Raw genomic sequence first — 23,475 nt, 5'->3', positions numbered from 1 at the left:
AGTTCAGCGCTTCCATCCAAGGCTAGTCTTTAAGCTGCCATCGTTAGTTTTTTAAAATATAGTCAGTATTTCCTCAAAAACCTGCCTTGGTTAGCGAAAAAACATCTCTTATTATAAAAGTACTTCATTTGTTCTTGTGTCTCTTTAGGATAAATCAGGGTTGGAGAGAAATATGCAATCAAAATGCTGTTTTCTTAGTGTGTTTTATTATATTTATCTGTATGATTGGTAGCTTTAGTTTTGACTTTTTTCAAGGTATGAATAATTGTCAAAAAAAGAAGTAATTTTCTGATAATTATTTGCCAAAACAGTTTTGCTTTGATATAATTGTACTGCAAACAATTTCAAAGGATAAAGGAAAAATGCCGAATTTATTAAACAAAACTCGAAAAATTACATCTATTTTGCAACGCTCGGTAGATAATCTGGATACTGATTTGCCATACAACACAATGGCCGCTCAGTTAGCAGATATTATTGATTGCAATTCATGTATTATTAACGGTGGTGGTAATATTTTAGGGTATGCCATCAAGTATAAGACTAATACAGACCGAGTTGAAAAGATGTTTGAGGAAAAGAAACTGTCAGAGGAGTATGTCAAGGCAGCTAGTCGTGTTTATGATACAGAAGCTAACCTTTCTGTTGATAACGATCTGACAATCTTCCCTGTAGAATCTAAAGACATCTACCCAGATGGGCTGACGACTATCGCACCTATTTATGGAGGGGGTATGCGTTTGGGATCACTAATTATCTGGCGCAATGACAAGGAATTTTTAGAAGATGATTTGATTCTAGTTGAAATTGCCAGTACAGTAGTTGGTATCCAGTTACTTAACCTCCAGACTGAAAATCTTGAAGAAACGATTCGCAAGCAAACAGCTGTTAATATGGCTATTAACACACTTTCATATTCTGAAATGAAGGCTGTCGCAGCAATTTTGAACGAACTTGGTGGGATTGAAGGTCGATTGACTGCCTCTGTTATTGCTGACCGTATTGGAATCACTCGTTCAGTGATTGTTAATGCTCTGCGTAAACTTGAGTCAGCAGGAATCATTGAAAGCCGTTCACTTGGTATGAAGGGAACTTATCTTAAAGTTATCAATGAAGGTATCTTTGATAAATTAAAAGATTACAAATAAAACATAAACTGGGACTGAATATGCTTTTCAGCCCCTTTTGTATAAAAGGAGAATGTCTAATGGCAAAAGCTTTGATTTCAATTGATTATACTTATGATTTTGTTGCAGATGATGGTAAACTGACAGCTGGCAAGCCTGCTCAAGCTATCGAAAATAAAATTGCCCAACTAACACAGGAAGCTTTTGAGAATGGTGATTATATTTTCTTTGCTATCGATGGACATGACGAAGGGGATGTTTTTCATCCTGAAACCAAGCTATTCCCACCACACAATATCAGGGGAAGCAAGGGACGTAATATTTATGGGAAATTAGGAGTGGTTTATGAAAATATTAAATCGGATAGTCGTGTCTTCTGGATGGATAAGCGTCATTATTCGGCTTTTTCTGGGACTGATCTTGACATCAGATTGCGTGAACGGCATGTGACAACCATTATTTTGACTGGTGTATTGACGGATATTTGTGTTTTGCATACGGCTATTGATGCTTATAATCTGGGCTACAAGCTCGAAATTCCGGCAGCAGCTGTTGCTAGTTTGACCAAAGAAAATCATGACTGGGCGCTCAGCCATTTTCAAAATGTCTTAGGTGCAAAAATTATCGAATAAGTTTGTTAAAAAGGCTAATGATAAGTCGAATTCTTTGCTGATTTGATACTTTTTGGGTATAATAAAGCGTATTTTAAAGAACAGAGGATTTTCATGGTTAAAGCCCTAGAACTATATTTAGTAACGGATAATAACGGCTTAGAGGCTGTTGCATTTTACAAAGATGTCTTTGATGCAGAAGTGATCTCTTGTACAACTTTTGGACAAGCCATTCCTGATACTCCAGAAGAACATAAAAATTTGGTCCTTAATGCTAATTTGAACATCGGAGGCATTCGTCTGCAGTTGTCTGATAATGGTCCAGATTACGACTATATCCAGGGGAATAACATGACAGCTTGTATTCAGTTGGATAGTGTTGAAGAAGCTCAGGCTATTTATCAAAAATTGTCTGTTGATGCCAAACGAATTGATTTGGAACTTCAGGAAACACCTTGGAGTCCAGCTTATGCTAATCTAGTGGATAAGTTTGGTATTTCTTGGCAGATCAATACTGATATCCCAGGTTTTGTGTCTGAAAGTGTTACATTTTAAGGAGGAAGAGATGTTTACAGAAACTACAGGTATCATGCTCTATGTTGATGATGTAATTGCTGAGAAGGAGTTTTGGGCTGCCATTGGGTTTAGCATTCAAAATGAAACTGAAATGATGGGCTATGAGAGTTTTGAGATGAATCCGCATAAAGACAGTAGCACAGTCTTTACTGTTTATGACAAAGAATTCATTAAACAGGTATCGCCTCAAGTGATTGATCATGTGCCAAGCGTTTTGTTTGAAGCTAAAGAGATTGAAAATCTCCAGGAACGTGTTGCTGGATTGACAGATACAGCAAGTGATGTTCAAACAGAGCCGTTTCCTAATTTTAATTTTGCGTCACCAAGTGGGATTTATTTCGCTGTTAGAGGTGTTTAAGTCTTTGCATTTAGCAATATTTTGTTTCGTACTTCCTATACATGTGAAGTTGATAATGCTTCTTGAATTAATTTAATCTTTTTACTTACTCTAAATTGTTATAATTTTCCCATTTAAAACTTGTATATCATCAGACCTGATGTCTGTTTTTATGCAAGTTTATTTTTATACTCATCGAAAATCAAAATTATCCGTTGTCAACTTGCCTTGATGAACTCAAGTTCTATCGTCGGCTTCGTTTCCTAGGCTACTTTTGATTTTCATTGAGTATTAGTTTGAAAAAAAGTAGACATTATTTTTGAAAACGCTTAATGTTTTTGCTGACTTTTCTTTAGAGATATGTTACAATTGAAGCAAGCGCTTGCATAAAAGCGAATTTTATTTTAGAAGGGAAAACATATGCCAACTTTGAAGGATGTTGCTCTGCGTGCGAATGTTTCAAAAATGACGGTCTCTAGGGTTATCAATCATCCAGAGATGGTAACGTCAGAATTGAGAAGATTAGTCTACAAAGCTATGGAAGATTTAGACTATCAGCCTAATCCTGTTGCTAAAGCACTTGTTTGTAAAAAATCGCTTGTGGTTGCTGTGCTTGTTTTAGAAGATTTGGAACGCGTTGATCCCTATTTTATGAAATTAATCAAAGGAATATCTGCAGAATTAAACAAGCACCAGTATGCTTTACAGCTGGCAACGGATTTGTCACAGTTACAGGCCATTAAGCAGTGTGATGGTTATATTGTGACAGGGATGCGGCAAGAAGATGTTCCCTTTATAAAAAAGTTATCAGAGCCTGTGGTAGCCTTTGGTGAAAATGACTATGGTATTCCTTTCGTTGACTCCGACAACTACAAGGCTAGTAGAGATGCTACCCGTTATGCAGCAGAGTTGGGGTATGAGCATTTGACTTTTTTAGGAATTGAAAGTAAGGAAGGATTTGAACAGGCGAGAGAAGAGGGGTATTTGGATGCTTTTTCTAACAAGTTAGTTACTCCTAAGATTCTTCGTTCAGCTAATAGCGCTTCTCAAGTGGGAGAAGTTTTAAAGCGAGAGTTACCTATACCCAAAAACAGTTGCTTTATTTGTGCTTCTGATCGTATTGCCTTGGGAGCAGAGCGTTTTTTAGAAGGGAAAGGCTATCAGATACCTGAAGAGATTGGGATTATTGGATTTGATGGTGTTTTTTTGGATAAAATTGCTTCGCCACGATTAACGACTATGAAGCAACCTGTTGAAAGAATGGGAGAAATCTGTGCACAACGCCTTTTAGACCTAATTGACCATCGAAAAACAAAAGAATCCTATTATCATCGGGCAGATTTAGTCGTTGGAGGAACAACTCGGCAAACTCTTGGAAACCAGAGAGTATCGTTTTAGTGATTTTGGGAAATATGAAATAAGAGAGGCTAGAGTTCTAGTCTCTTTACTTTTGTACTTTGAACATTGAAACTATCTTTAATGGAGTATCATCAAGTTGGCTAACGAAGTCAAGAAAGGCAAACTGAATAATTAAAACTCCACTTTGAATGTTGGTTTTAGGTACGGCTTCATTTTGCATATGAGGTGATTTTCAAAGAATCCTATTCTTACAAATTTGTAAGAATGATGTTAGGAACTGTAAGTTAGCGTGTCTAAAAAGAGTCTATAATAGAATTATCAAGTTAAGAAAAGAGGCAAATTTTATGTTTAGAAAAAAATCAAATTTAACCCCTCAAAATGGTCGTAATAATCGTTCAAAAACCTCGGAAGAATTATTAGAACATGGGTATTTTCTCGCCGGTCTCTCACAAGAGATGAATCGTCTTTATACCATAGCGTGAGAGACCGTGGCTTTACTTTTGTTAATGAGTTTCAATAGAAATACTGGAGGTGAGTAATGTTTTATTTTAAGCTTGCTTATCAAAATATCAGAAAATCGCTATCTATTTTCGCTCCTTTTGTCTTGGCAAGTACAGTACTGTACACCTTGCTTTCTTCCCTTTTTCTGATAATACTCAGTCCTATAAAGAATACTATGGGTTCTGGCATAGTAGCTTTGGTACTGGGGGTGGTCGTGATGACTATTTTCTCCTTGATTATGGAAATTTATAGTTTTAACTTCCTGATGAAACAAAGGGCGCGTGAGTTTGGGCTGTATAATATATTGGGCATGACTAAGAAAAGAGTGTCGCTGATTGCAAGTATTGAACTATGGATGATTTTTATCATCATTATCTGTCTAGGTAGTATTCTCAGTGGCGCATTTTCTAATCTACTATATCTGATTTTTATTAATCTAATACAGGTCAATCAGTTTAATTTTGTGGTAATACCTATGGCATTTGTATTGACTGCAGTGATATTTGCAGGTATATTTGCTGTTTTAGAAATCATTGCAGTGCGTACAATTGGAAAAGTGAGTCCCCTTCTTCTTTTTAGGAGCAGTGAAAAGGGAGAACAGGAACCTAAGGGAAATTTACTTTTAGCTGTTTTATCACTTTTATCTTTGGGATTAGGTTATTACCTGTCTCTTTCATCGGGTAATAAGTCTGGTTTAGCAGTCATTTATCTCTTCTTTTTAGCGGTACTTCCTGTTATTTTGGGAACCTATCTTTTTTATGTTAGCTTTATTGCCTGGTATTTGAAAAGACGTCGTAGGAATAAAGTCTATTTTTATCAGCCTGAGCATTTTATCACAACATCGCAGATGCTTTTTCGTATGAAACAGCATGCTGTTGGTCTGGCTAACATCACTTTGTTAGCCGTTATGGCATTTGTAACAGTTGCGACGACGGTTTCACTTCACACGGGTACCATTAGCTCTGTCGATAAACAGTTTCCCAAAAAGAGCTCAATCATTTACAAGGTTGCCAACCGTTCGCAAGGAGAAGAAGCGTTTCAATTATCTGTTTTGAAAAAATATCCTGCAAAGGCAGATGGTGCTATTAGATACTTGACTGCAACTTTAGCACTGCCCTATGATGGAGGGCAAGCGCTTGCTCTAAATCCTACTAATCAAACGAATCCAGTAAAGGGAAAATTTTATTATACTATCCTTGTCACGCAGGATGATTTTCGCAAACTAGGTAATGAGTTAGCTCAACTTAAAGATAATCAGATTACGTTTATCACGCCGGAGGTGAGCAATGAACTTAGACAGCTTACTATAGGAAATGAAACCTATCAAGCTATAAAAGGACCTGAAAAGTTATTCTTACCTGACCTCTATGCTACGTTTAATCCAGCTTTACTTGTGGTTGCGAACGACAACGTTTTGGAAATGGTTATGGAAAAATTCAGTCAAGTAGATGAAGTGATGGGCGTAGAAACAAAGATGGAATATCATGTTTTCACAGACTTATCTAATAAACAAGTACAACATATAACCTCAAAAGGCGGAGGTTTTACTGATAAAAACATTAATGGTTACATTGTCCAAAAATCGGATACACTTGCTATGATGCTCAGTTTTACAGGTGGCTTTCTTTTTACAGGTTTTATGTTGGGAATCAGCTTCCTTTTAGGAGCGGCACTTATTATTTACTACAAACAATATTCAGAAGGTCATGAAGATAGGAAAACTTACAAGATTTTACAAGAAGTTGGTATGAGCAAGCAGTTTGTCCAACGAACAATCAACTCGCAAATTATTTTGGTATTTTTCTTGCCACTTCTGATGGCTAGTCTGCATTTCGCAGTTTCCCTTGTTCTTTTAAAACGCATGTTAGCAGTCTTTGGTGTTACCTCATCTTCTTTGATTTATAGTGTCAGTGTTATAACCATTTTGTTGATTTGTGCTATTTATTATCTTATCTACAAATTGACCAGCTGTATCTATTATCGTATTATTGAACGATGATCGTACTTGTTTGAATTTTGTTAGTTCATTATGTTTAAAGTCTACAGAGTAACTTAATAGTAAAGGTGAGCTGAAAAAACTAGATTATGGTCCAAATGTTCATCTCCTAAAAAGCAAATAACCCTTCAAAGTATTTAATGGTTGAAGATGTTTATTTGCTTTTTGTTTTTACTATGTTAAAGCTTTGTCTGCCCCTCTAGATAGGATTAATACTCTTCGAAAATCAAAATTATCCGTTGTCAACTTGCCTTGATGAACTCAAGTTCTATCGTCGGCTTCGTTTCCTAGGCTACTTTTGATTTTCATTGAGTATAAATTAGCGTTATTTTCAGTGAAATCTGTGTATTCAAATGTTATATTTTGTTATATTTGTCAGAACTAGGCATAAAAATGTTACCGGTAACATTTGTGCAACCGCTTGCATTTATTTTAAAAAAAGTTATACTGAAGTATAAGTAAGATCCAAAGGAGATTATTATGCCTAAGAAACGTTCAAAATCATGGCTTGAGAAAAAAGAAATTTTTTCCATTCGAAAATTTAAAGTGGGAGTAGCTTCAGTAGCTATTGCTGCTAGTTTTTTTGCTCTAGGTCAGCCTAATTCTCTTGTAAGAGCTGACGAGGCAGCCGTTCAGTCTGAGCAAGTTGTAACAGCTCAAAGTGATAGTGGCTCGACTACTCAAGTAACAGACTTGACAGCAAGTCCTGAGACAAGTCAGGCAACAACTACAACTGTTACAGATGAAGTAGTAGTGGCAACTGAAACGGGTAGTTCATCTCCTGCTGAACCCCCTGCGCTAGCAGCTGATAGTCAAACAGAAAATCAAAGTATCACAGCTGATGCGACTCCAGCAACAACTACCCCGATTTCTGAAGAGCAACCTTCAGAAAGTGCTGCGGCTTCTGTTGAAAAGTCAACAACTGATTCTACAGAAAATGCGGCAACCGTTTCTCCAGCAACAACTACTGAGGAAACAGCCCCAGTACCGATTGAAGAGGGGAACATTCGTTTACACTTCGCCGGCTTGGATGATAGTGCTATTGATCACTACGGTCTTTGGACTTGGGGCGGTGTTGCAACTCCTTCTGATGGTAATAAATGGCCAACTGATGCCCAGCCATTCGTCGCTAGTCAAAAAGACGATTATGGCTACTATATAGATGTTAAGCAATCTGAAAATCCAGCCTCTATTGGTTATCTCCTCCTAAAAGATGGCGAAAAAGTTACTGAAGGGGATCAAAAAATTGAAATTGTTGCTCCTCAAATGAATGAGGCTTGGATTGCGCCAGACTTTAAGTTAAATACCTACAAACCTCTTAGTGATGAAAAAGTTGTTCGTATTAACTACAAGCGTGATGATGGCAACTATGATGGCTGGGGTCTTTGGCTTTGGGGTGATACGGTAGCTAGCGATGGATGGCCAGACGGTGCGCTTGATTTTACAGCAGAAGGACAATATGGACGCTATGTTGATGTTCCCTTGTCAAAGGCGTTGGAATCTCGCATTGGGTTCCTAGTGGTTAACCAAAATAATCCAGAACTACCAGGAAATAAAAGTTCAGATATGAGCTTTGCTAATCGTCAAGTTCATAGCCAAATTTTCCTCAGAAATGACGAAGCAACAGTTTATACAAATCCATATTATATCCCAGAAACCTTGGAATTAGATTTATCCAAAGCGGAACCTGGGAAAGCCAATATCAGCTTAACAGCAGAAGTTGATAAAGCGTTTGACTACAATCAACATGGTATTTTATCTATCTCAGTAAATAACCCAGATAATGTTGATATTTACAAAACTCAGGTTGACAGCACAGCTATAGGTGGTGGAATCATTGATATTTCACCGGAGTTAAACAAAGTCACTTTGAATGCAAGTAGTGAGGTTGCTGCAGGAGATTATGAACTGCCTGTAAGGGTTTATGATACAAATAATGGTTACTATGAAACTAAAGTTAAAGTAACCATTACAGAGCACCAGAAGAAAGATGGCGAGAAAGATTGGGATGAGCAAATCATCTACTTCATGCTGACAGACCGCTTCAAGAATGGTGATACTAGCAATGATAATCCTTACAATCAGCCTTATGCACAAGCAACCAATCAGCGTGGTGTTTATCAAGGTGGTGATTTCAAAGGGGTCACAGAAAAACTTGATTACCTTAAGGAATTAGGGGTAACCTCTATCTGGTTGACACCTATTGTAGAAAATATTCCAGGTAGCGCTGGGGACGCAGAATATTACGCCTACCACGGTTATTGGGCATCAAACTTTGAGAAACTTAATCCTCATTTGGGAAGCCTTGCTGACTTCCATGAATTGATTGACAAGGCTGCTGAAAAAGGTATTAATATCATCGTGGACGTGGTTCTCAACCATGCTGGTTATGGTACAGAAAATACCTTTAAAGGTTTGGTTAGAACACCGGAAGAAAACAAAGAAGGTGATGATCAACAAGGTTCTCTATCTGGATTGCCTGACTTTAAGACAGAAGATGATGTTGTTCGTCGTCAATTGGTTGACTGGCAAACCTCATGGTTGGAACGTTCAACCACAGCTAAGGGCAACAGTATTTATGCTTTCCGCGTGGATACTGTTAAACACGTTGATGATACCACTTGGCAACATTTTAAAAATGAGCTAGCTGAGAAAGATATTGATTTCCACCTGATTGGCGAATCTTGGGGTGCTAATTATAAAGATACTAAGGGTGACCTTAAAGCAGGTACAATGGATTCATTGCTTGATTTTGGCTTCAAGGATATCGCTAAACTCTTGGTAAACGGCAACTTGATTGCAGCCAATAAAGAATTAGCGGCGCGCGGTGAGGCCATTAACAGTGCAGCTACTTTGGGACAATTCTTGGGTAGTCATGATGAAGATGGTTTCTTGTATAGTATCAATGGTGATACAAATAAATTAAAGCTAGCAGCGACAGCTCTCCTAACTGCCAAAGGTCAGCCAGTCATCTACTATGGCGAAGAATTAGGTCAAAGTGGTGCTAACAACTGGCCACAATATGATAATCGTTATGATTTTGATTGGTCTAAGGTGGGAGACAGTGATATCTTAGCGCATTATAAGAAAGTCCTTGACTTCCGTAATGCCAACTCAGAGCTGCTTTCTCGTGGGGATCACACTATTGTTGGTGGAAGTGATGCTGCCAAATGGGTGCTTGCAAAACGTAGCTATAAAGACGATTCTGCCTACATTCTTTATTCAGTTGCTGATGAGTCTAAACCTGCTCTAATCGAAGTATCAGGAGAAAATGCGACTCTTACAGATTATTACTCTGGAAAAACTTATAAGCCTCAAGCTGATGGTGATAAATGGTTTGTTCAAGTAGATGTTCCAACCTTGGCTAATGGCGGTACCATGTTAATTAAGGTGGCTAACGGAGATATTATATCTGCTACGAGTCCAGTCAAGGAAGAAGAACCAATTGCCCAAGGTAGTATTCGTCTTCATTTCAAGACCTTACCATCAGATAACTTGGATAGCTTGGGTCTTTGGACTTGGGATGATGTAGCAACCCCATCAAGTGATAATGGTGCATGGCCAACTGGTGCCACAAGCTTTGCTAACGCTAAACAAGATGACTATGGTTATTACCTTGACGTCAAAATGACAGAAAAACCTAGCAAGATTAGTCTGTTGATTAATAATACAGCAGGGGACAATATCACAGGTGATAAACTAGTTGAGTTGATTAGTCCAGCGATGAACGAAGCTTGGTTTGATGAAAATTATAATTTGCATTATTCAGAACCACTTAAGAAAGGTTATATCCGTATCAATTATCTGCGTACGGATGGTGATTATGATAATAAAGCTCTCTGGATTTGGGGAGATGTCCAAGATGTCACTTTGGGTGATTGGCCAGACGGTATCAACTTTGATAACGAAGGCAAGTATGGTCGCTATATTGATGTGAAGTTGTCAGATGCTGCAAGTTCCATCGGTTTCCTTCTTCTTGATGAAAGTAAGGAAGGCGATGCTGTTAAAATCCAACCAAATGACTATAAGTTTGCTGATTTAGCCAAAAATAGTCAAATTTTCCTAAGAGATGATGATGCAACAGTTTACACCAATCCTTACTTCATCAATAACGTCCGTGTTACAGGGGTGTCACATATTAGTTTAACAGAGCTAGAAGCTAGCTTTACAACCCTTGAAGGGGCAGATGAAGCAAGTTTGTTAGAGAAAATGACAATTACTGACAAGGATGGTCAAGCTGTTACTATTTCTGGATTGACCTTGGATGAAGCTGGTAAAAAAGTACGGATTAAAGGTGACTTTAACCAAGAACATGCAGGCTATACGCTTAAATATGGTAGCGATAGCTTTACCACTAAGATGAGCTGGCAATTGAAAGATAGCCTCTATGCATATGATGGCGAACTTGGTGCGCGTGTGACAGCTAACGGTAGCGTAGTGGATGCTACTCTCTGGTCTCCAAGTGCGGATGCTGTTAATTTGGTGGTTTATGACAAAGACAATCAAAGCAAAGTGATTGGAAAAGTTGCCATGACTAAGGGTGACAAAGGTCAATGGGATGTTCATTTAGCAGATAAAGCGTTAGGTCTATCTGATTACCGTGGTTACTACTACCACTATGAAATCACGCGCGGTGATACAACTGTTTTGGTTCTTGATCCTTATGCTAAATCATTGGCCGAGTGGAATAGTGACCTTGCAGATACCGATCCATCTTATAAGGTGGCTAAGGCAGCCTTTGTGGATCCTAGCGAGTATGGACCAAGTGATTTGACTTATGCTAATATTCCAAACTTCAAGCAACGGGAAGATGCGGTAATTTATGAAGCCCATGTGCGTGATTTTACATCAGATGAAGCGATTTCAGATGATTTGAAGGCTCAGTTTGGTACATTTGCAGCTTTTGCTGAACGTCTAGACTATTTACAAGATTTGGGTGTTACCCATATTCAATTACTTCCTGTTATGAGTTACTATTTTGTCAATGAGTTGAAAAATGCAGAGCGTCTCAGTGAATACGCATCAAGCAACAGTAACTACAACTGGGGATACGATCCTCAAAACTATTTCTCTCTAACAGGCATGTACTCAAGTGATCCGACTGATCCAGCTAAACGCATCGAAGAATTTAAAAATCTTGTCAACGAAATTCATAAACGTGGAATGGGTGTGATTTTAGATGTGGTCTATAATCACACAGCACAAACGTCACTATTTGAAGATTTGGAGCCAAATTATTACCACTTTATGGAGGCTGATGGCACTGCTAAATCTAGCTTTGGTGGCGGCCGCTTGGGAACAACTCACTACATGAGTCGTCGCGTCATGGTAGATTCTATCAAGTACTTGGTTGATGAATTTAAGGTTGATGGTTTCCGCTTTGATATGATGGGAGATCATGATGCAGCAGCGATTGAGGCAGCTTATAATGCTGCTAAAGAGCTTAACCCTAACATTATCATGCTAGGAGAAGGCTGGAGAACTTATACAGGGGATGCTAACCAACCTGAGAAAGCCGCTGATCAAGATTGGATGAGCAGCACGGATACCGTTGCGGTCTTCTCTGATGAGATTAGAAATAGCCTAAAATCAGGTTATCCAAATGAAGGCCAACCTGCCTTCATCACAACAGGTGCTAGAGATATTCAATCAATCTTTAATGACATTAAGGCTCAACCTGGAAACTTCACGGCAGATGACCCAGGCGATGTGATTCAATATATTGCAGCACATGACAATCTCACCCTATTTGACATCATTGCGCAGTCTATCAAGAAAGATCCAAGTAAGGCTGAGAATTATAAGGAAATCTTACAACGTCAACGTTTAGGAAATCTTCTCATTCTTACAGCACAAGGAACACCATTTATTCATTCTGGACAGGAATATGGTCGGACCAAGCAGTTCAAAGATGAAGCCTACCGTTACCCTGTATCAGATGACAAGGTTCCAAATAAATCTCACCTCTTGACCAACGCAGATGGTACACCATTTGACTACCCTTATTATATTCATGATTCCTATGATTCATCTGATGCTATTAATCATTTTGATTGGACAAAGGCAACTGATGCCGAAGCCTATCCTGAAAATGTAGCGACACAGGCTTACACTAAAGGGTTGATTGCACTTAGAAAATCAACAGATGCCTTTAGATTATCAACGAAAACTGATGTGGACACTAGTGTTTCTCTAATTAGTCTTCCTGGTCAAAATGGTATTGCTAAAGAGGATGTTGTCATTGCTTATCAAACCATTGCTTCAAATGGAGATCGTTATGCAGTCTTTGTGAATGCAGATAGCAAAGAGCGTAGCTTCGTTCTCAGTGATGCTTACAAAACGCTCCTAAATGGTGAGATTATTGTTGATGGAGCTCAAGCTGGTCTTGAAGCAATCACTAATCCAGTTGGGGTAACAAAAACAGCAGATAGCTTTGTTTTGGCACCATTAACAGCTGCAATTGTACGTTTGAGTTCACTCGTAACTGAAGTGCCTGATAACGCGCCAACAGCAGCAGAAAAACCAGAATTGAAGTTTACAACAAAAGAAAGGACTGAAACGTCTCCTCTTGAGTTTACAACGCACTATCAAGAAACGACAGATCTAGCAAAAGGAGTAAGACAAGAAGTAACAACTGGTAAAGAAGGCAGCGTGGTACGCACCTACCGTGACGTTTATGTGGAAGGCGTCTTGGTAGCAAGCCAGTTGCTAGAAGAAAAAGTTGTACTAGCAGAAGATGCCTACATTCTGATTGGAATCGGGCAAACAGTTCAAGCTACTCAGACAGCAGCAACAGTAGCTAAAAATATTTCTTCTGCCCCAGTAGCGAAACAAGCAGTTCAAGAAAGCAGTCAACTACCTACTACCGGTGATACAGAAAATCTCCCTTATCACTTATTAGGATTGAGCTTGCTTGTAAGTGGTCTAGGTCTTGCAGCTTCTAAAAAGCGTGACGAAAAAGATGCCTAGTAAGCAGTCGTCATAGACATGTGATAACCTTAGATATTTGCAGTAACGAGTTTGGGATTATTTTGATCCCAAACTCGTTTTTAGTGTAAAATGGCTACAACTGTAAAATCTTTTGAAAGATTAGTGTTTTCCACTAGAGTTTTATTCAAAATTCAACATTAGTCAGTGGTCAAAGATAGTTGGAAAATGGCGATTAGTGACAGCCTCTGCAAAAAATGGTAAAATAGTAGCGACGAATTAAAAGAGGAGACTCACTATGAAAGGTATTATTCTAGCAGGTGGCTCGGGGACACGTTTGTACCCTTTGACGCGCGCTGCATCTAAGCAACTCATGCCGGTTTATGATAAACCTATGATTTATTATCCCCTTTCAACCTTGATGTTGGCAGGGATTAAGGAAATCTTGATTATTTCAACGCCTCAAGATTTGCCTCGCTTTAAGGACTTGCTTCAAGATGGTTCTGAGTTTGGCATTTCCCTGTCTTATGCGGAACAACCAAGTCCAGATGGACTGGCGCAAGCCTTTATTATCGGGGAAGACTTCATTGGAAATGATAGCGTTGCCCTTATCCTTGGAGACAACATCTACCATGGGCCAGGTCTGTCTAAGATGCTGCAAAAGGCTGCCGCAAAAGAATCAGGGGCAACAGTCTTTGGTTATCAAGTCAAAGACCCAGAACGTTTTGGTGTCGTAGAATTTGACGAAGCCATGAATGCCATCTCTATTGAAGAAAAACCAGAACACCCACGTTCTAACTACGCCGTAACTGGTCTTTACTTCTATGACAATGATGTCGTAGAAATTGCTAAAAACATCAAACCAAGCCCTCGTGGCGAGCTTGAAATCACAGATGTCAATAAGGCTTACCTTGATCGCGGTGATTTGTCTGTTGAACTGATGGGACGTGGTTTTGCTTGGTTAGATACAGGAACCCACGAAAGCCTGCTTGAAGCGGCTCAGTATATCGAAACGGTTCAACGCATGCAAAATGTACAAGTCGCCAATCTGGAAGAAATCGCTTATCGTATGGGCTATATCACCAAAGAAGAAGTGTACGAATTGGCACAACCGCTTAAGAAAAATGAATACGGACAATACTTGCTCCGTTTGATTGGAGAAGCATAAGATGACAGAACAATTTTTTGAAAAAGAACTTGCTTGCCGTCCTGTCGAAGGCATTCCAGGCATGTTGGAATTTGATATTCCAGTTCGTGGTGACAACCGTGGCTGGTTTAAAGAGAACTTCCAAAAAGAAAAAATGGTGCCGCTAGGATTCCCAGAAAGCTTTTTTGAAGCGGGCAAATTGCAAAATAACATTTCTTTCTCACGTAAGAACGTGCTTCGCGGTCTGCATGCTGAGCCATGGGATAAATACATCTCAGTTGCTGATGAGGGAAAAGTTCTTGGTTCTTGGGTTGATCTTCGTGAGGGGGAGAGCTTTGGCAATACTTACCAAACTGTTATCGATGCCTCAAAAGGAATCTTTGTCCCTCGCGGTGTAGCTAATGGCTTCCAAGTGTTGACTGACAAAGTAGCTTATACTTACCTTGTCAACGACTACTGGGCGCTTGAACTCAAGCCAAAATATGCCTTTGTCAACTACGCTGACCCAGCTCTGGGCATCACATGGGAAAATTTGGCAGAAGCAGAAGTCTCAGAAGCTGATAAACATCATCCACTCCTCAAAGACGTAAAGCCTTTGAAAAAAGAGGATTTGTAATGTTTGAAATTTTCTTGGAAATTGCAAGAGAGCTTAATCAAATAGGAATTACACCGTTGTTGATGGGATCTGTCGGTTTAGAAGAACGAACAGGTCAAGACTGGCAAGCGCGTGATTTAGATATTCATGTCCCTAGTGATCCCAGAGGCTGGGAAGTGCCAGACGAGGAGCGTATCTATCAATCAGATAAGCTGATTGCCATGATGGAAAGGTTGGGTTATACCTTGGTCGACCGCCATGAGCATGAGTTCCAGAAAAATAGTGTTTCCGTTGAATTTGGTGGCCTTCACTCTCTGCCAAGTTTTGCAGGTGTTGAGCTTGAGGATTTGGAAAAACTAGAGACGAATGGTGTTCATTATTACTTACCGACACTTGAGCAATATCTGAAAATCTATCTGGCCTCTTCCAAAGATTCCTATCGGGCAGACAAAAATAACCAAAAAGATTTTGCTAAGATTGCTTACTTGAAAGAAATGTTGAAGTAGTCTGGCATCAAAAAAGAAAAAAACTTTTCGGAGAAAAAAATGACAGAATATAAAAATATCATCGTAACCGGTGGCGCTGGTTTCATCGGTTCAAACTTCGTGCATTACGTTTATAATAATCACCCAGATGTTCATGTGACCGTTCTTGATAAACTCACATATGCTGGGAACCGTGCTAACTTGGAAGAAATCCTTGGTGACCGTGTTGAGTTGGTTGTTGGTGATATTGCGGATGCCGAATTGGTTGACAAATTGGCTGCCAAAGCGGATGCAATCGTTCACTATGCGGCTGAAAGTCACAATGACAATTCCCTCAATGACCCAAGCCCATTCATTCACACCAACTTTATCGGAACTTACACTTTACTTGAAGCGGCGCGTAAATACGACATCCGTTTCCACCATGTGTCAACGGACGAAGTTTATGGTGACCTTCCCCTTCGTGAAGATTTGCCAGGTCATGGTGAAGGACCAGGTGAGAAATTCACGGCTGAAACTAAGTACAATCCATCATCACCTTACTCATCAACCAAGGCTGCTTCAGACTTGATTGTTAAGGCTTGGGTGCGCTCCTTTGGTGTCAAAGCAACGATTTCAAACTGTTCTAATAACTACGGTCCATACCAACACATTGAGAAATTTATTCCACGCCAAATCACCAATATTTTGTCAGGTATCAAGCCAAAACTCTATGGTGAAGGAAAGAACGTTCGTGACTGGATTCACACCAATGACCATTCAACCGGTGTTTGGGCAATCCTGACTAAGGGTCGTATTGGAGAAACGTACCTTATCGGTGCTGATGGTGAAAAGAACAACAAGGAAGTGCTTGAGTTGATTCTTGAAAAAATGGGTCAGCCCAAAGATGCCTATGACCATGTGACAGACCGTGCAGGACACGATTTGCGCTATGCGATTGATTCTACAAAATTGCGTGAAGAATTAGGCTGGGAGCCACAATTCACTAATTTTGAAGAGGGGCTTCAAGAAACCATCAACTGGTACACAGAACACCAAGACTGGTGGAAGGCTGAAAAAGAAGCTGTTGAAGCTAACTATGCTAAAACTCAGGAAGTTATTAAGTAAAATTAAAAAACCTTGTCATATCAACGTTTGTCGTTGGTGGCAAGGTTATTTTTTGTATTTTGGGGGATACTAAAAACTTAGCTAATCCAAGGAAGGCTAAGTTTTTGATTGTCTTATTTATTACCAAAAAGTCCTTTGACTTTGTTCATGACACCATCGATACCTCCAGCACCATCGAGAAGGGCTTTGGCTTGGTCAAAATACTCGCCTAGTTGATCTTTGTTCTTATCAAGGAAATTTTGGGCTGCCTTGAAGTCTTTTTGGGCAATCAATTCTTTGATTTGTTCAAATAGTTCGTTTGGGTTCATTGTAATCCTCTTTTCTTTTTCCTTTATTAAACCATAACTATTTACTTTTTGAAACCAATTTGTTTGCTAATTATTGGAAATATCAGCTATTTTTTAAAAACAAGACAGACGGCTTCAGGAACTAAAAAGTCATTGCTGATTTCGGTCAGTATTCCTGATGCTTTATCACGTTTAAAGATAGTCACATTGTCAGAATCTTGATGAGCAGCTAGAAGAAATTTGCCATCAGGAGAAAGGTTAAAATCACGTGGATTCTCGCCAAAAGTTGAAATAATTTGGCGTGTTTCAAGGATACCATCCCCTGCCACTTCAAAAACGGCAATAGAATTATGCCCGCGATTGCTAGCATAGATGAACTTGCCATCTGAACTAATGCGAATAGCTGCGCAAGCATTGAAGCCGTGATAGTCATCGGGGAGAGTAGAAATAGTCTGGTAATGTTCAAACTGACCATAGCCATCATAAATCAAAACTTCAATGGTAGCGTTTAACTCACAAATCATGTAGGCTATTTTGAAGTCGGGATGAAAGACGAGGTGGCGACAGCCTGCGCCTGGTGCAGCTTGATAATTACCAATTTTAGTCAGCTTACCATCTGCGTTGATGTCATAAGAAGTTAGACTATCTGTTCCTAGGTCACAAGTGACCAGATACTTGTCAGGTGTTAAATCTGCAAAATGAAGGTGTGAACGATCTTGGTTTGGATGAGGACCTGCCCCATGACATTGCAGTTTATTGACTAGATTTAACTTACCATCATTTTGGCGCTTATAAATAAGGAGTTGTCCCTTATGGTAGTTGACGCCATAAATCAACTGGCGTTTATCATCTACGGAAACATAGCAAAGCCCAGATCCCTCTTCGAGAACTTGATTGATAAGCTGGAAATCTGGATTAAAACTGGCAATACCTCCTCGTCCCTCTTGCTTACTGACAGAGTAGAGGTAGCCATCTCTGGAAAAAGCTAGATAAGTTGGTGAACCTTCCTTGGCAAGAAGTCTGAGATTATCAAGTTGTCCTGTTTCTGTATCAAAATCAGCGGCATAAATACCCTTTGATGTTTTTTGAGTATAGGTTCCAAAATAAACCGTTTCAATCATTTGTGACTCCTTATTTGTCTAATAAAGTCATTATATCACAAAATTTTGCTATAATAGAAGGAAAAATAGAGAGGATGAGTGGTATGACACAGCTAGCAACGATTTGTTACATTGATAATGGTCAGGAGTTGCTTTTGCTTCATCGCAATAAAAAGCCAAATGATGTTCATGAAGGTAAGTGGATATCAGTTGGTGGGAAGATAGAAGCGGGTGAGACGCCAGATGAATGTGCCAAAAGAGAAATTCTGGAAGAAACCCATCTGACTGTTAAGAAAATGGATTTTAAAGGGGTCATTACTTTCCCTGAATTTACCCCGAATCAAGATTGGTATACCTACGTCTTTAAGGTTACCGATTTTGAAGGAGTCTTAATTTCTGATGAGGAGTCTAGGGAGGGGACTCTGGAGTGGGTTCCTTATGACCAAGTCCTGTCCAAGCCGACTTGGGAAGGTGATTATGAAATTTTTAAATGGATTTTAGCAGATGTTCCTTTTTTCTCTGCCAAATTTACCTATGACAAAGAGCAGAAATTGGTGAACAAAGAGGTAACTTTTTATGACAAGTAAAGATTTTAGGGTGCAGGCAGGGCAGCTGACTTTTGGCGTAAGAAGCTCTGCTTTGATTGTCAACAATGGTAAGTTACTGACGGTTTTTAGTGAAGAAAAAAATCAGTATATTGTACCCGGAGGTGCAATTTTATTAGGCGAGGGCAGCCATCAGGCTGCGGTTAGAGAAGTTGTGGAAGAATTAGGAGTGACCATCTCGTCAGATCAACTAGCTTTTATTGTGGAAAACCATTTCCAGCAAGGAAATCAGCAATATCATAACATTGAGTTCCACTACCTGTGTCAGCTTCTGGAAGGGACACCTAGCCATATGAATGAACCAGATATTTCGGGAACTTGCAAATGGGTGGAAATTACTCAGCTGCCTTCTATCAATTTAAAACCCTCTTTTTTAAAAGAGGAATTACCAAAATGGCAAGGTCAGATTGTTCATGTTTTTCAAAATGAGATTGGAGACGATTATGTCAATTCGGATTAGAGAGGTAGCTTTGGAGGATGCGGCAGACCTACTTCAGATTTACGCCTACTATGTGGAAAAAACTGCCATCACTTTTGAATATGAAATACCCAGTTTGGAGGAATTTCAGGGGCGTATTCAAAAGATTTCAGCTTTTTATCCTTACTTAGTTGCTGAGGATGAGGGGACTATCTTAGGCTATGCTTACGCTTCTAGCTTTCATCCTAGAGCTGCCTATGCTTGGTCAGCTGAAGCAACGGTATATCTGTCGAACACTGCTAGAGGTGCTGGTATCGGCCGCCTTTTGTATGAGCAGCTGGAAAATAGACTCAAAAAAATGGGTGTCCTTAATTTAAATGCCTGCATTGCGACAACAGATCACGAGGATCCTTATTTGACCAACGGCAGTCAAAAATTTCATGAAGCACTGGGGTTTCGTTTGGTTGGCAAATTTCACCAATCTGGTTATAAATTTCAAACATGGTATGATATGATTTGGATGGAGAAAATGTTAGGTGAGCATACTCGCCAGGTAAATCCTATTAAGTCTATTCATGACTGTTTATTGTCCTGAAAATTTGTTTCTTTATTTGATTATTTTTAACAAAAGTCAGGATTGAACGGTGTTGAGAAGTTGATACGAAATGTGATAAGCGAATTTGGTGTATCCTTCAACTCGTACAAAAGAAATGTTGGTCTGATAGAGGGAGATATCAACCCTACTCAATAAAGTGCAATGGGAAATAAAATTTAGTATCAAAGCAGATTCAAGGATGATAGGACAAAAAAGCAAAACTGGGATGTAGTCGCAGTAAGCCTAAATTGGTTGAAAATGATATAATTGATATTATCTTGATAATTAGATAGTGAGGACTTTTCGATGGAATCTCAAAAAAAGAAGACATTTTCAGATTCATGGTTTTATAAATGGTTTTTAGATAATCAGGCAGTTGTAGCGGTTCTGATTACTTTTTTGGTGTTTTTAACCGTCTATTTATTGACTAAAGTTTCCTTTATTTTTACTCCAATTTTATCATTTTTGGGTATTATCATGCTGCCTCTTGTCATTTCGGCGCTTCTTTATTATCTCATTAAACCTTTAGTTGATTTTTTAGAACGTCGTGGTTTGGGGCGCGTCTCTGCCATTTTTGTGGTTTTTACAGTCATTGTTATTTTGCTGATTTGGGCAATTGCCAGCATTATTCCTATGATTCGTGAACAAATCCTATCTTTCGTCTCTAATTTGCCGGGTTATGTTCGTTCAGTAAATTACGAGGCGACAAAAGTTTTACAAAATCCTTGGTTAAATAATTATAAGTCTGAGTTGCAAGATATGCTTTCTAATATTACAGCCAAGGCAGTGACTTATGCTGAAAGCTTTTCAAAAAATGCACTTGATTGGGCGTCTAGTTTTGCAGGTATCATTGCTAGGGTAACGATTGCTATTATTATTTCACCGTTTGTCCTTTTTTATTTCTTACGAGACAGTGGCAAAATGAAGGATGGCTTAGTTCAGGTGTTACCTCCCAAATTTCGCCAACCTACTGCTAGGGTTTTAGGAGATATCAACCAGCAACTTTCAGGCTATGTGCAAGGTCAGGTGACTGTTGCCATTGTAGTTGGTTTTATGTTTTCGATTATGTTTAGCCTTGTTGGTTTACGCTATGCTTTAACATTCGGGATTATGGCGGGAATATTGAATATGGTTCCTTATTTAGGAAGTTTTCTAGCTATGATTCCAGTGGTCATTATGGGAGCTGTTCAGGGACCATTGATGTTGGTTAAGGTTCTTATTATTTTCATGATTGAACAGACCATTGAGGGACGTTTTGTATCTCCGTTAGTTTTAGGAAGTAAATTAAGTATTCACCCAGTGACTATTATGTTTATTTTGTTAACCGCAGGTTCTATGTTTGGAGTTTGGGGCGTTTTCTTGGCTATCCCAATCTATGCTTCTGTTAAGGTTGTCATTAAGGAAATCTTTGATTGGTACAAGGTGATAAGTGGCCTCTATGAAGAGGATTTTAAGCAAGGAGATGATGACACAAAAAATGTTAAATAGTAAAAAAATGCTGACCTCAATCCAGAATCAGGATTTAGCTCATGCAAATAAATATTTTGAACGTGCTTTGAAAGAAGATGGAAGCGATGTTCTCTTGGAATTGGCAGAATATCTGGAATCTATTGGATTTTTGCCACAGGCTAAACGCATCTACTTGCAGGAACGTGAGGCATTTCCAGAAGTAAACATAAATCTGGCACAAATTGCTGCAGAAGATGGGGATATTGAGGAAGCTTTCTTGTACTTGGATGCCATCTCACCAGATAGTGAGGACTACTTGTCTGCTCTTCTTGTCATGGCTGATTTGTATGACATGGAGGGATTGACAGATGTTGCGCGTGAAAAATTATTGGAAGCTAACCGAATAAGTCAAGATCCATTGATTATCTTTGGTTTAGCTGAAATCGAATATGAATTAGAGCATTATGAGCAAGCCATTCAAACCTATGCTAAATTGGATAATCGTGAGATTTTAGAATTGACAGGAGTTTCTACTTATCAACGTATTGGCCGTGCCTATGCTTGTTTAGGTAAGTTTGAAGCGGCTATTGAATTTTTGGAAAAAACAATTGAGATTGAATACGAAGATGAAGCTGTTTTTGAATTGGCGACCATTCTTTATGATCAAAAAGAGTATCAAAAAGCTAATCTTTACTTCAAACAACTAGATACCATGAATCCTGATTTTGCTGGATACGAGTACGTTTATGGTTTGTCACTACATGAAGAACACAAAATACAAGAGGCTTTACGCCTTGTACAGCAAGGCCTAACGAAGAATGAATTTGCAGTTAATCTCTTACTTTTAGCTTCGCAATTATCCTACGAATTACATGATAGTACCCAAGCAGAAAATTATCTGCTCAAGGCTAAGAAAGTTGCTGAAGATGATGAGGAAGTTCTCATGCGCTTGACCAATCTCTATCTTGAGGAAGAGCGTTTTGAAGACGTTCTTGCCTTGGAAAATGATGATATTGATAATTTATTGACCAAATGGAATGTGGCTAAAGCCCATCAAGCCTTGGAAAATGAAGAGGCCGCTCTGGCGATCTATGAAGATTTGGCATCTGATTTACAAGAAAATCCAGAATTTCTTCAAGATTATGCTTATATTTTGCGTGAATTTGGCTACCGCGAGCGTGCTCGCGACATAGCAGAGCGTTATCTCAAATTGGTACCAGATGATGTCAATATGCTAGATTTCTTGAGCGAATAAGAAGAGCTTCTCAATTTCTTTAGCAAACAAAATCATAGAAAGCAATCTTGAAACTATGTTATAATGGAAATAAGAATCCAAGAGATAATGAGGAAATCATGGCAGAAGCAATTAAACTTTTTCAGTACAATACACTCAGTGCCTTGATGGCAGGGTTGTATGGTGGAACGTTAACGATAGGTGAGCTGTTAGAGCATGGTGATTTAGGCATTGGGACTTTAGATTCTATTGATGGTGAGCTGATTGTGCTTGATGGTAAAGCCTACCAAGCCAAGGGATCTGATGGGAAGGCAGAAGTGGTCGAAGTGTCAAATGATGTCAAAGTTCCTTATGCTGCGGTGGTTCCTCATCAGGCAGAAGTAATCTTTAGACAGCGGTTTGAGATGACCGATAAAGAACTTGAAGACCGCATCGAATCTTATTATGATGGTGTCAATCTTTTTCGTTCTATCAAAATTAAGGGACACTTTTCAAAAATGCATGTCCGAATGATTCCGAAATCAACCCCAGATACTAAGTTTGCGGATGTGGCAACTCATCAACCTGAATACACCAAAGAAAACGTTACTGGCACGATTGTTGGTATTTGGACGCCAGAGATGTTTCACGGTGTTAGTGTTGCTGGTTATCACTTGCATTTCATCTCAGATGATCACACTTTTGGCGGCCATGTTATGGATTTTGTTATTACCGAGGGTGTTGTTGAGGTTGGTCCTGTTGACCAACTAGATCAACGTTTTCCTGTTCAAGATCGGGAATACCTTTTTGCTAAATTTAAGCTTGATGAACTAAAAGAAGATATTAATAAAAGCGAATAAAGGTTGTCAATCTGAGACATGTTCTCAGATTTTATTTTTTTGATTTCGTTTACATAAAATTTTTGTCATTTTCTGACCACTGACTTTTTCAAAACATGGTATAATGGTTGTCAGACCATCCTGTAAGTTGATACTCAGTTCAAGATAAAATCTGATTGTTACATTTCTTGTCTAGCGTCA

At 39.0% G+C, this 23,475-nt stretch carries 19 protein-coding genes; 17 read left to right on the top strand and 2 right to left on the bottom strand.

Annotated features, from left to right (window positions below; all coding sequences use genetic code 11):
* Positions 1-362 precede the first annotated feature (362 nt).
* The 11 genes from codY to rfbB all read left to right on the top strand — a co-directional run bounded on the left by codY (position 363) and on the right by rfbB (position 16,768).
* Positions 363-1,148, top strand: coding sequence for a GTP-sensing pleiotropic transcriptional regulator CodY (gene codY, locus ABZ559_RS09335; RefSeq protein WP_018375264.1), 786 nt, complete (start codon positions 363-365; stop codon positions 1,146-1,148).
* A 59-nt stretch (positions 1,149-1,207) separates the two neighbouring features.
* Entirely contained in the window at positions 1,208-1,759 is a 552-nt protein-coding gene (locus tag ABZ559_RS09330; RefSeq protein ID WP_367006129.1) for an isochorismatase family cysteine hydrolase, read from the top strand.
* 93 nt (positions 1,760-1,852) lie between these two features.
* The gene (locus ABZ559_RS09325) at positions 1,853-2,293 is read left to right on the top strand and encodes a VOC family protein (protein ID WP_321056256.1); all 441 of its coding nucleotides are present in this window, start codon (positions 1,853-1,855) and stop codon (positions 2,291-2,293) included.
* A 10-nt stretch (positions 2,294-2,303) separates the two neighbouring features.
* A complete protein-coding gene (locus tag ABZ559_RS09320) occupies positions 2,304-2,672 on the top strand; it encodes a glyoxalase (protein WP_367006127.1) in 369 nt (122 codons plus the stop codon).
* A 399-nt stretch (positions 2,673-3,071) separates the two neighbouring features.
* Positions 3,072-4,049, top strand: coding sequence for a LacI family DNA-binding transcriptional regulator (locus ABZ559_RS09315; protein ID WP_367006126.1), 978 nt, complete (start codon positions 3,072-3,074; stop codon positions 4,047-4,049).
* 499 nt (positions 4,050-4,548) lie between these two features.
* Positions 4,549-6,510: an ABC transporter permease gene (locus ABZ559_RS09310; protein ID WP_367006124.1), complete on the top strand. Its 1,962-nt coding sequence runs from the start codon at positions 4,549-4,551 to the stop codon at positions 6,508-6,510.
* Between the two features lie 477 nt (positions 6,511-6,987).
* Positions 6,988-13,476: a pullulanase gene (locus ABZ559_RS09305; RefSeq protein ID WP_367006123.1), complete on the top strand. Its 6,489-nt coding sequence runs from the start codon at positions 6,988-6,990 to the stop codon at positions 13,474-13,476.
* Positions 13,477-13,732: 256 nt separating this feature from the next.
* Positions 13,733-14,602 (top strand): glucose-1-phosphate thymidylyltransferase RfbA, encoded by an 870-nt coding sequence (rfbA, locus tag ABZ559_RS09300; protein WP_367006122.1) that lies wholly within the window; start codon positions 13,733-13,735, stop codon positions 14,600-14,602.
* Between the two features lies 1 nt (position 14,603).
* The gene (locus ABZ559_RS09295) at positions 14,604-15,197 is read left to right on the top strand and encodes a dTDP-4-dehydrorhamnose 3,5-epimerase family protein (RefSeq protein WP_018375252.1); all 594 of its coding nucleotides are present in this window, start codon (positions 14,604-14,606) and stop codon (positions 15,195-15,197) included.
* Positions 15,197-15,682 (top strand): phosphoribosylanthranilate isomerase, encoded by a 486-nt coding sequence (locus ABZ559_RS09290; protein WP_367006121.1) that lies wholly within the window; start codon positions 15,197-15,199, stop codon positions 15,680-15,682. Before ABZ559_RS09295 ends, ABZ559_RS09290 begins: the two co-directional genes overlap by 1 nt.
* A 39-nt stretch (positions 15,683-15,721) precedes the next feature.
* Entirely contained in the window at positions 15,722-16,768 is a 1,047-nt protein-coding gene (gene rfbB / locus ABZ559_RS09285) for a dTDP-glucose 4,6-dehydratase (RefSeq protein ID WP_367006119.1), read from the top strand.
* 113 nt (positions 16,769-16,881) lie between these two features.
* On the opposite strand, the gene ABZ559_RS09280 is transcribed toward rfbB, so the two are convergent.
* Both ABZ559_RS09280 and ABZ559_RS09275 read right to left on the bottom strand, forming a co-directional pair.
* On the bottom strand, positions 16,882-17,076 hold the full coding sequence (locus ABZ559_RS09280; RefSeq protein ID WP_018375249.1) for a hypothetical protein: 195 nt from the start codon (positions 17,074-17,076) through the stop codon (positions 16,882-16,884).
* 86 nt (positions 17,077-17,162) lie between these two features.
* Positions 17,163-18,176: a lactonase family protein gene (locus tag ABZ559_RS09275; protein WP_367006117.1), complete on the bottom strand. Its 1,014-nt coding sequence runs from the start codon at positions 18,174-18,176 to the stop codon at positions 17,163-17,165.
* Positions 18,177-18,259: 83 nt separating this feature from the next.
* On the opposite strand from ABZ559_RS09275, the gene ABZ559_RS09270 reads away from it, so the two are divergent.
* The 6 genes from ABZ559_RS09270 to budA all read left to right on the top strand — a co-directional run bounded on the left by ABZ559_RS09270 (position 18,260) and on the right by budA (position 23,295).
* Positions 18,260-18,742: an 8-oxo-dGTP diphosphatase gene (locus ABZ559_RS09270; protein ID WP_026217099.1), complete on the top strand. Its 483-nt coding sequence runs from the start codon at positions 18,260-18,262 to the stop codon at positions 18,740-18,742.
* Positions 18,732-19,220 carry an NUDIX domain-containing protein gene (locus ABZ559_RS09265; RefSeq protein WP_367006115.1) on the top strand — a complete coding sequence of 163 codons (489 nt, stop codon included), beginning with the start codon at positions 18,732-18,734 and terminating at the stop codon, positions 19,218-19,220. Before ABZ559_RS09270 ends, ABZ559_RS09265 begins: the two co-directional genes overlap by 11 nt.
* Positions 19,204-19,773, top strand: coding sequence for an N-acetyltransferase family protein (locus tag ABZ559_RS09260; protein WP_367006114.1), 570 nt, complete (start codon positions 19,204-19,206; stop codon positions 19,771-19,773). The genes ABZ559_RS09265 and ABZ559_RS09260 overlap by 17 nt, the downstream gene beginning before the upstream one ends.
* Positions 19,774-20,079: 306 nt before the next feature.
* A complete protein-coding gene (locus ABZ559_RS09255; protein ID WP_367006113.1) occupies positions 20,080-21,261 on the top strand; it encodes an AI-2E family transporter in 1,182 nt (393 codons plus the stop codon).
* Positions 21,251-22,477, top strand: a complete 1,227-nt coding sequence (locus ABZ559_RS09250; RefSeq protein ID WP_367007652.1) for a hypothetical protein — start codon at positions 21,251-21,253, stop codon at positions 22,475-22,477. The genes ABZ559_RS09255 and ABZ559_RS09250 overlap by 11 nt, the downstream gene beginning before the upstream one ends.
* Positions 22,478-22,575: 98 nt before the next feature.
* Positions 22,576-23,295 carry an acetolactate decarboxylase gene (gene budA, locus ABZ559_RS09245; RefSeq protein WP_277291368.1) on the top strand — a complete coding sequence of 240 codons (720 nt, stop codon included), beginning with the start codon at positions 22,576-22,578 and terminating at the stop codon, positions 23,293-23,295.
* Positions 23,296-23,475: the final 180 nt, after the last annotated feature.

The sequence above is a fragment of the Streptococcus sp. ZY19097 genome, assembly GCF_040731245.1.
In the GTDB taxonomy this organism is placed as follows: domain Bacteria; phylum Bacillota; class Bacilli; order Lactobacillales; family Streptococcaceae; genus Streptococcus; species Streptococcus orisratti.
Note: the sequence above shows the minus strand (reverse complement) of the source record. Positions and strands in the feature narration are given on the sequence as shown.

Bases quoted from the DNA above. Each gene is read 5' to 3' on its own strand.
- codY (WP_018375264.1), top strand. From the start codon at position 363: ATGCCGAATTTATTAAACAAAACTCGAAAAATTACATCTATTTTGCAA.
- ABZ559_RS09330 (WP_367006129.1), top strand. From the start codon at position 1,208: ATGGCAAAAGCTTTGATTTCAATTGATTATACTTATGATTTTGTTGCA.
- ABZ559_RS09325 (WP_321056256.1), top strand. From the start codon at position 1,853: ATGGTTAAAGCCCTAGAACTATATTTAGTAACGGATAATAACGGCTTA.
- ABZ559_RS09320 (WP_367006127.1), top strand. From the start codon at position 2,304: ATGTTTACAGAAACTACAGGTATCATGCTCTATGTTGATGATGTAATT.
- ABZ559_RS09315 (WP_367006126.1), top strand. From the start codon at position 3,072: ATGCCAACTTTGAAGGATGTTGCTCTGCGTGCGAATGTTTCAAAAATG.
- ABZ559_RS09310 (WP_367006124.1), top strand. From the start codon at position 4,549: ATGTTTTATTTTAAGCTTGCTTATCAAAATATCAGAAAATCGCTATCT.
- ABZ559_RS09305 (WP_367006123.1), top strand. From the start codon at position 6,988: ATGCCTAAGAAACGTTCAAAATCATGGCTTGAGAAAAAAGAAATTTTT.
- rfbA (WP_367006122.1), top strand. From the start codon at position 13,733: ATGAAAGGTATTATTCTAGCAGGTGGCTCGGGGACACGTTTGTACCCT.
- ABZ559_RS09295 (WP_018375252.1), top strand. From the start codon at position 14,604: ATGACAGAACAATTTTTTGAAAAAGAACTTGCTTGCCGTCCTGTCGAA.
- ABZ559_RS09290 (WP_367006121.1), top strand. From the start codon at position 15,197: ATGTTTGAAATTTTCTTGGAAATTGCAAGAGAGCTTAATCAAATAGGA.
- rfbB (WP_367006119.1), top strand. From the start codon at position 15,722: ATGACAGAATATAAAAATATCATCGTAACCGGTGGCGCTGGTTTCATC.
- ABZ559_RS09280 (WP_018375249.1), bottom strand. From the start codon at position 17,076: ATGAACCCAAACGAACTATTTGAACAAATCAAAGAATTGATTGCCCAA.
- ABZ559_RS09275 (WP_367006117.1), bottom strand. From the start codon at position 18,176: ATGATTGAAACGGTTTATTTTGGAACCTATACTCAAAAAACATCAAAG.
- ABZ559_RS09270 (WP_026217099.1), top strand. From the start codon at position 18,260: ATGACACAGCTAGCAACGATTTGTTACATTGATAATGGTCAGGAGTTG.
- ABZ559_RS09265 (WP_367006115.1), top strand. From the start codon at position 18,732: ATGACAAGTAAAGATTTTAGGGTGCAGGCAGGGCAGCTGACTTTTGGC.
- ABZ559_RS09260 (WP_367006114.1), top strand. From the start codon at position 19,204: ATGTCAATTCGGATTAGAGAGGTAGCTTTGGAGGATGCGGCAGACCTA.
- ABZ559_RS09255 (WP_367006113.1), top strand. From the start codon at position 20,080: ATGGAATCTCAAAAAAAGAAGACATTTTCAGATTCATGGTTTTATAAA.
- ABZ559_RS09250 (WP_367007652.1), top strand. From the start codon at position 21,251: ATGTTAAATAGTAAAAAAATGCTGACCTCAATCCAGAATCAGGATTTA.
- budA (WP_277291368.1), top strand. From the start codon at position 22,576: ATGGCAGAAGCAATTAAACTTTTTCAGTACAATACACTCAGTGCCTTG.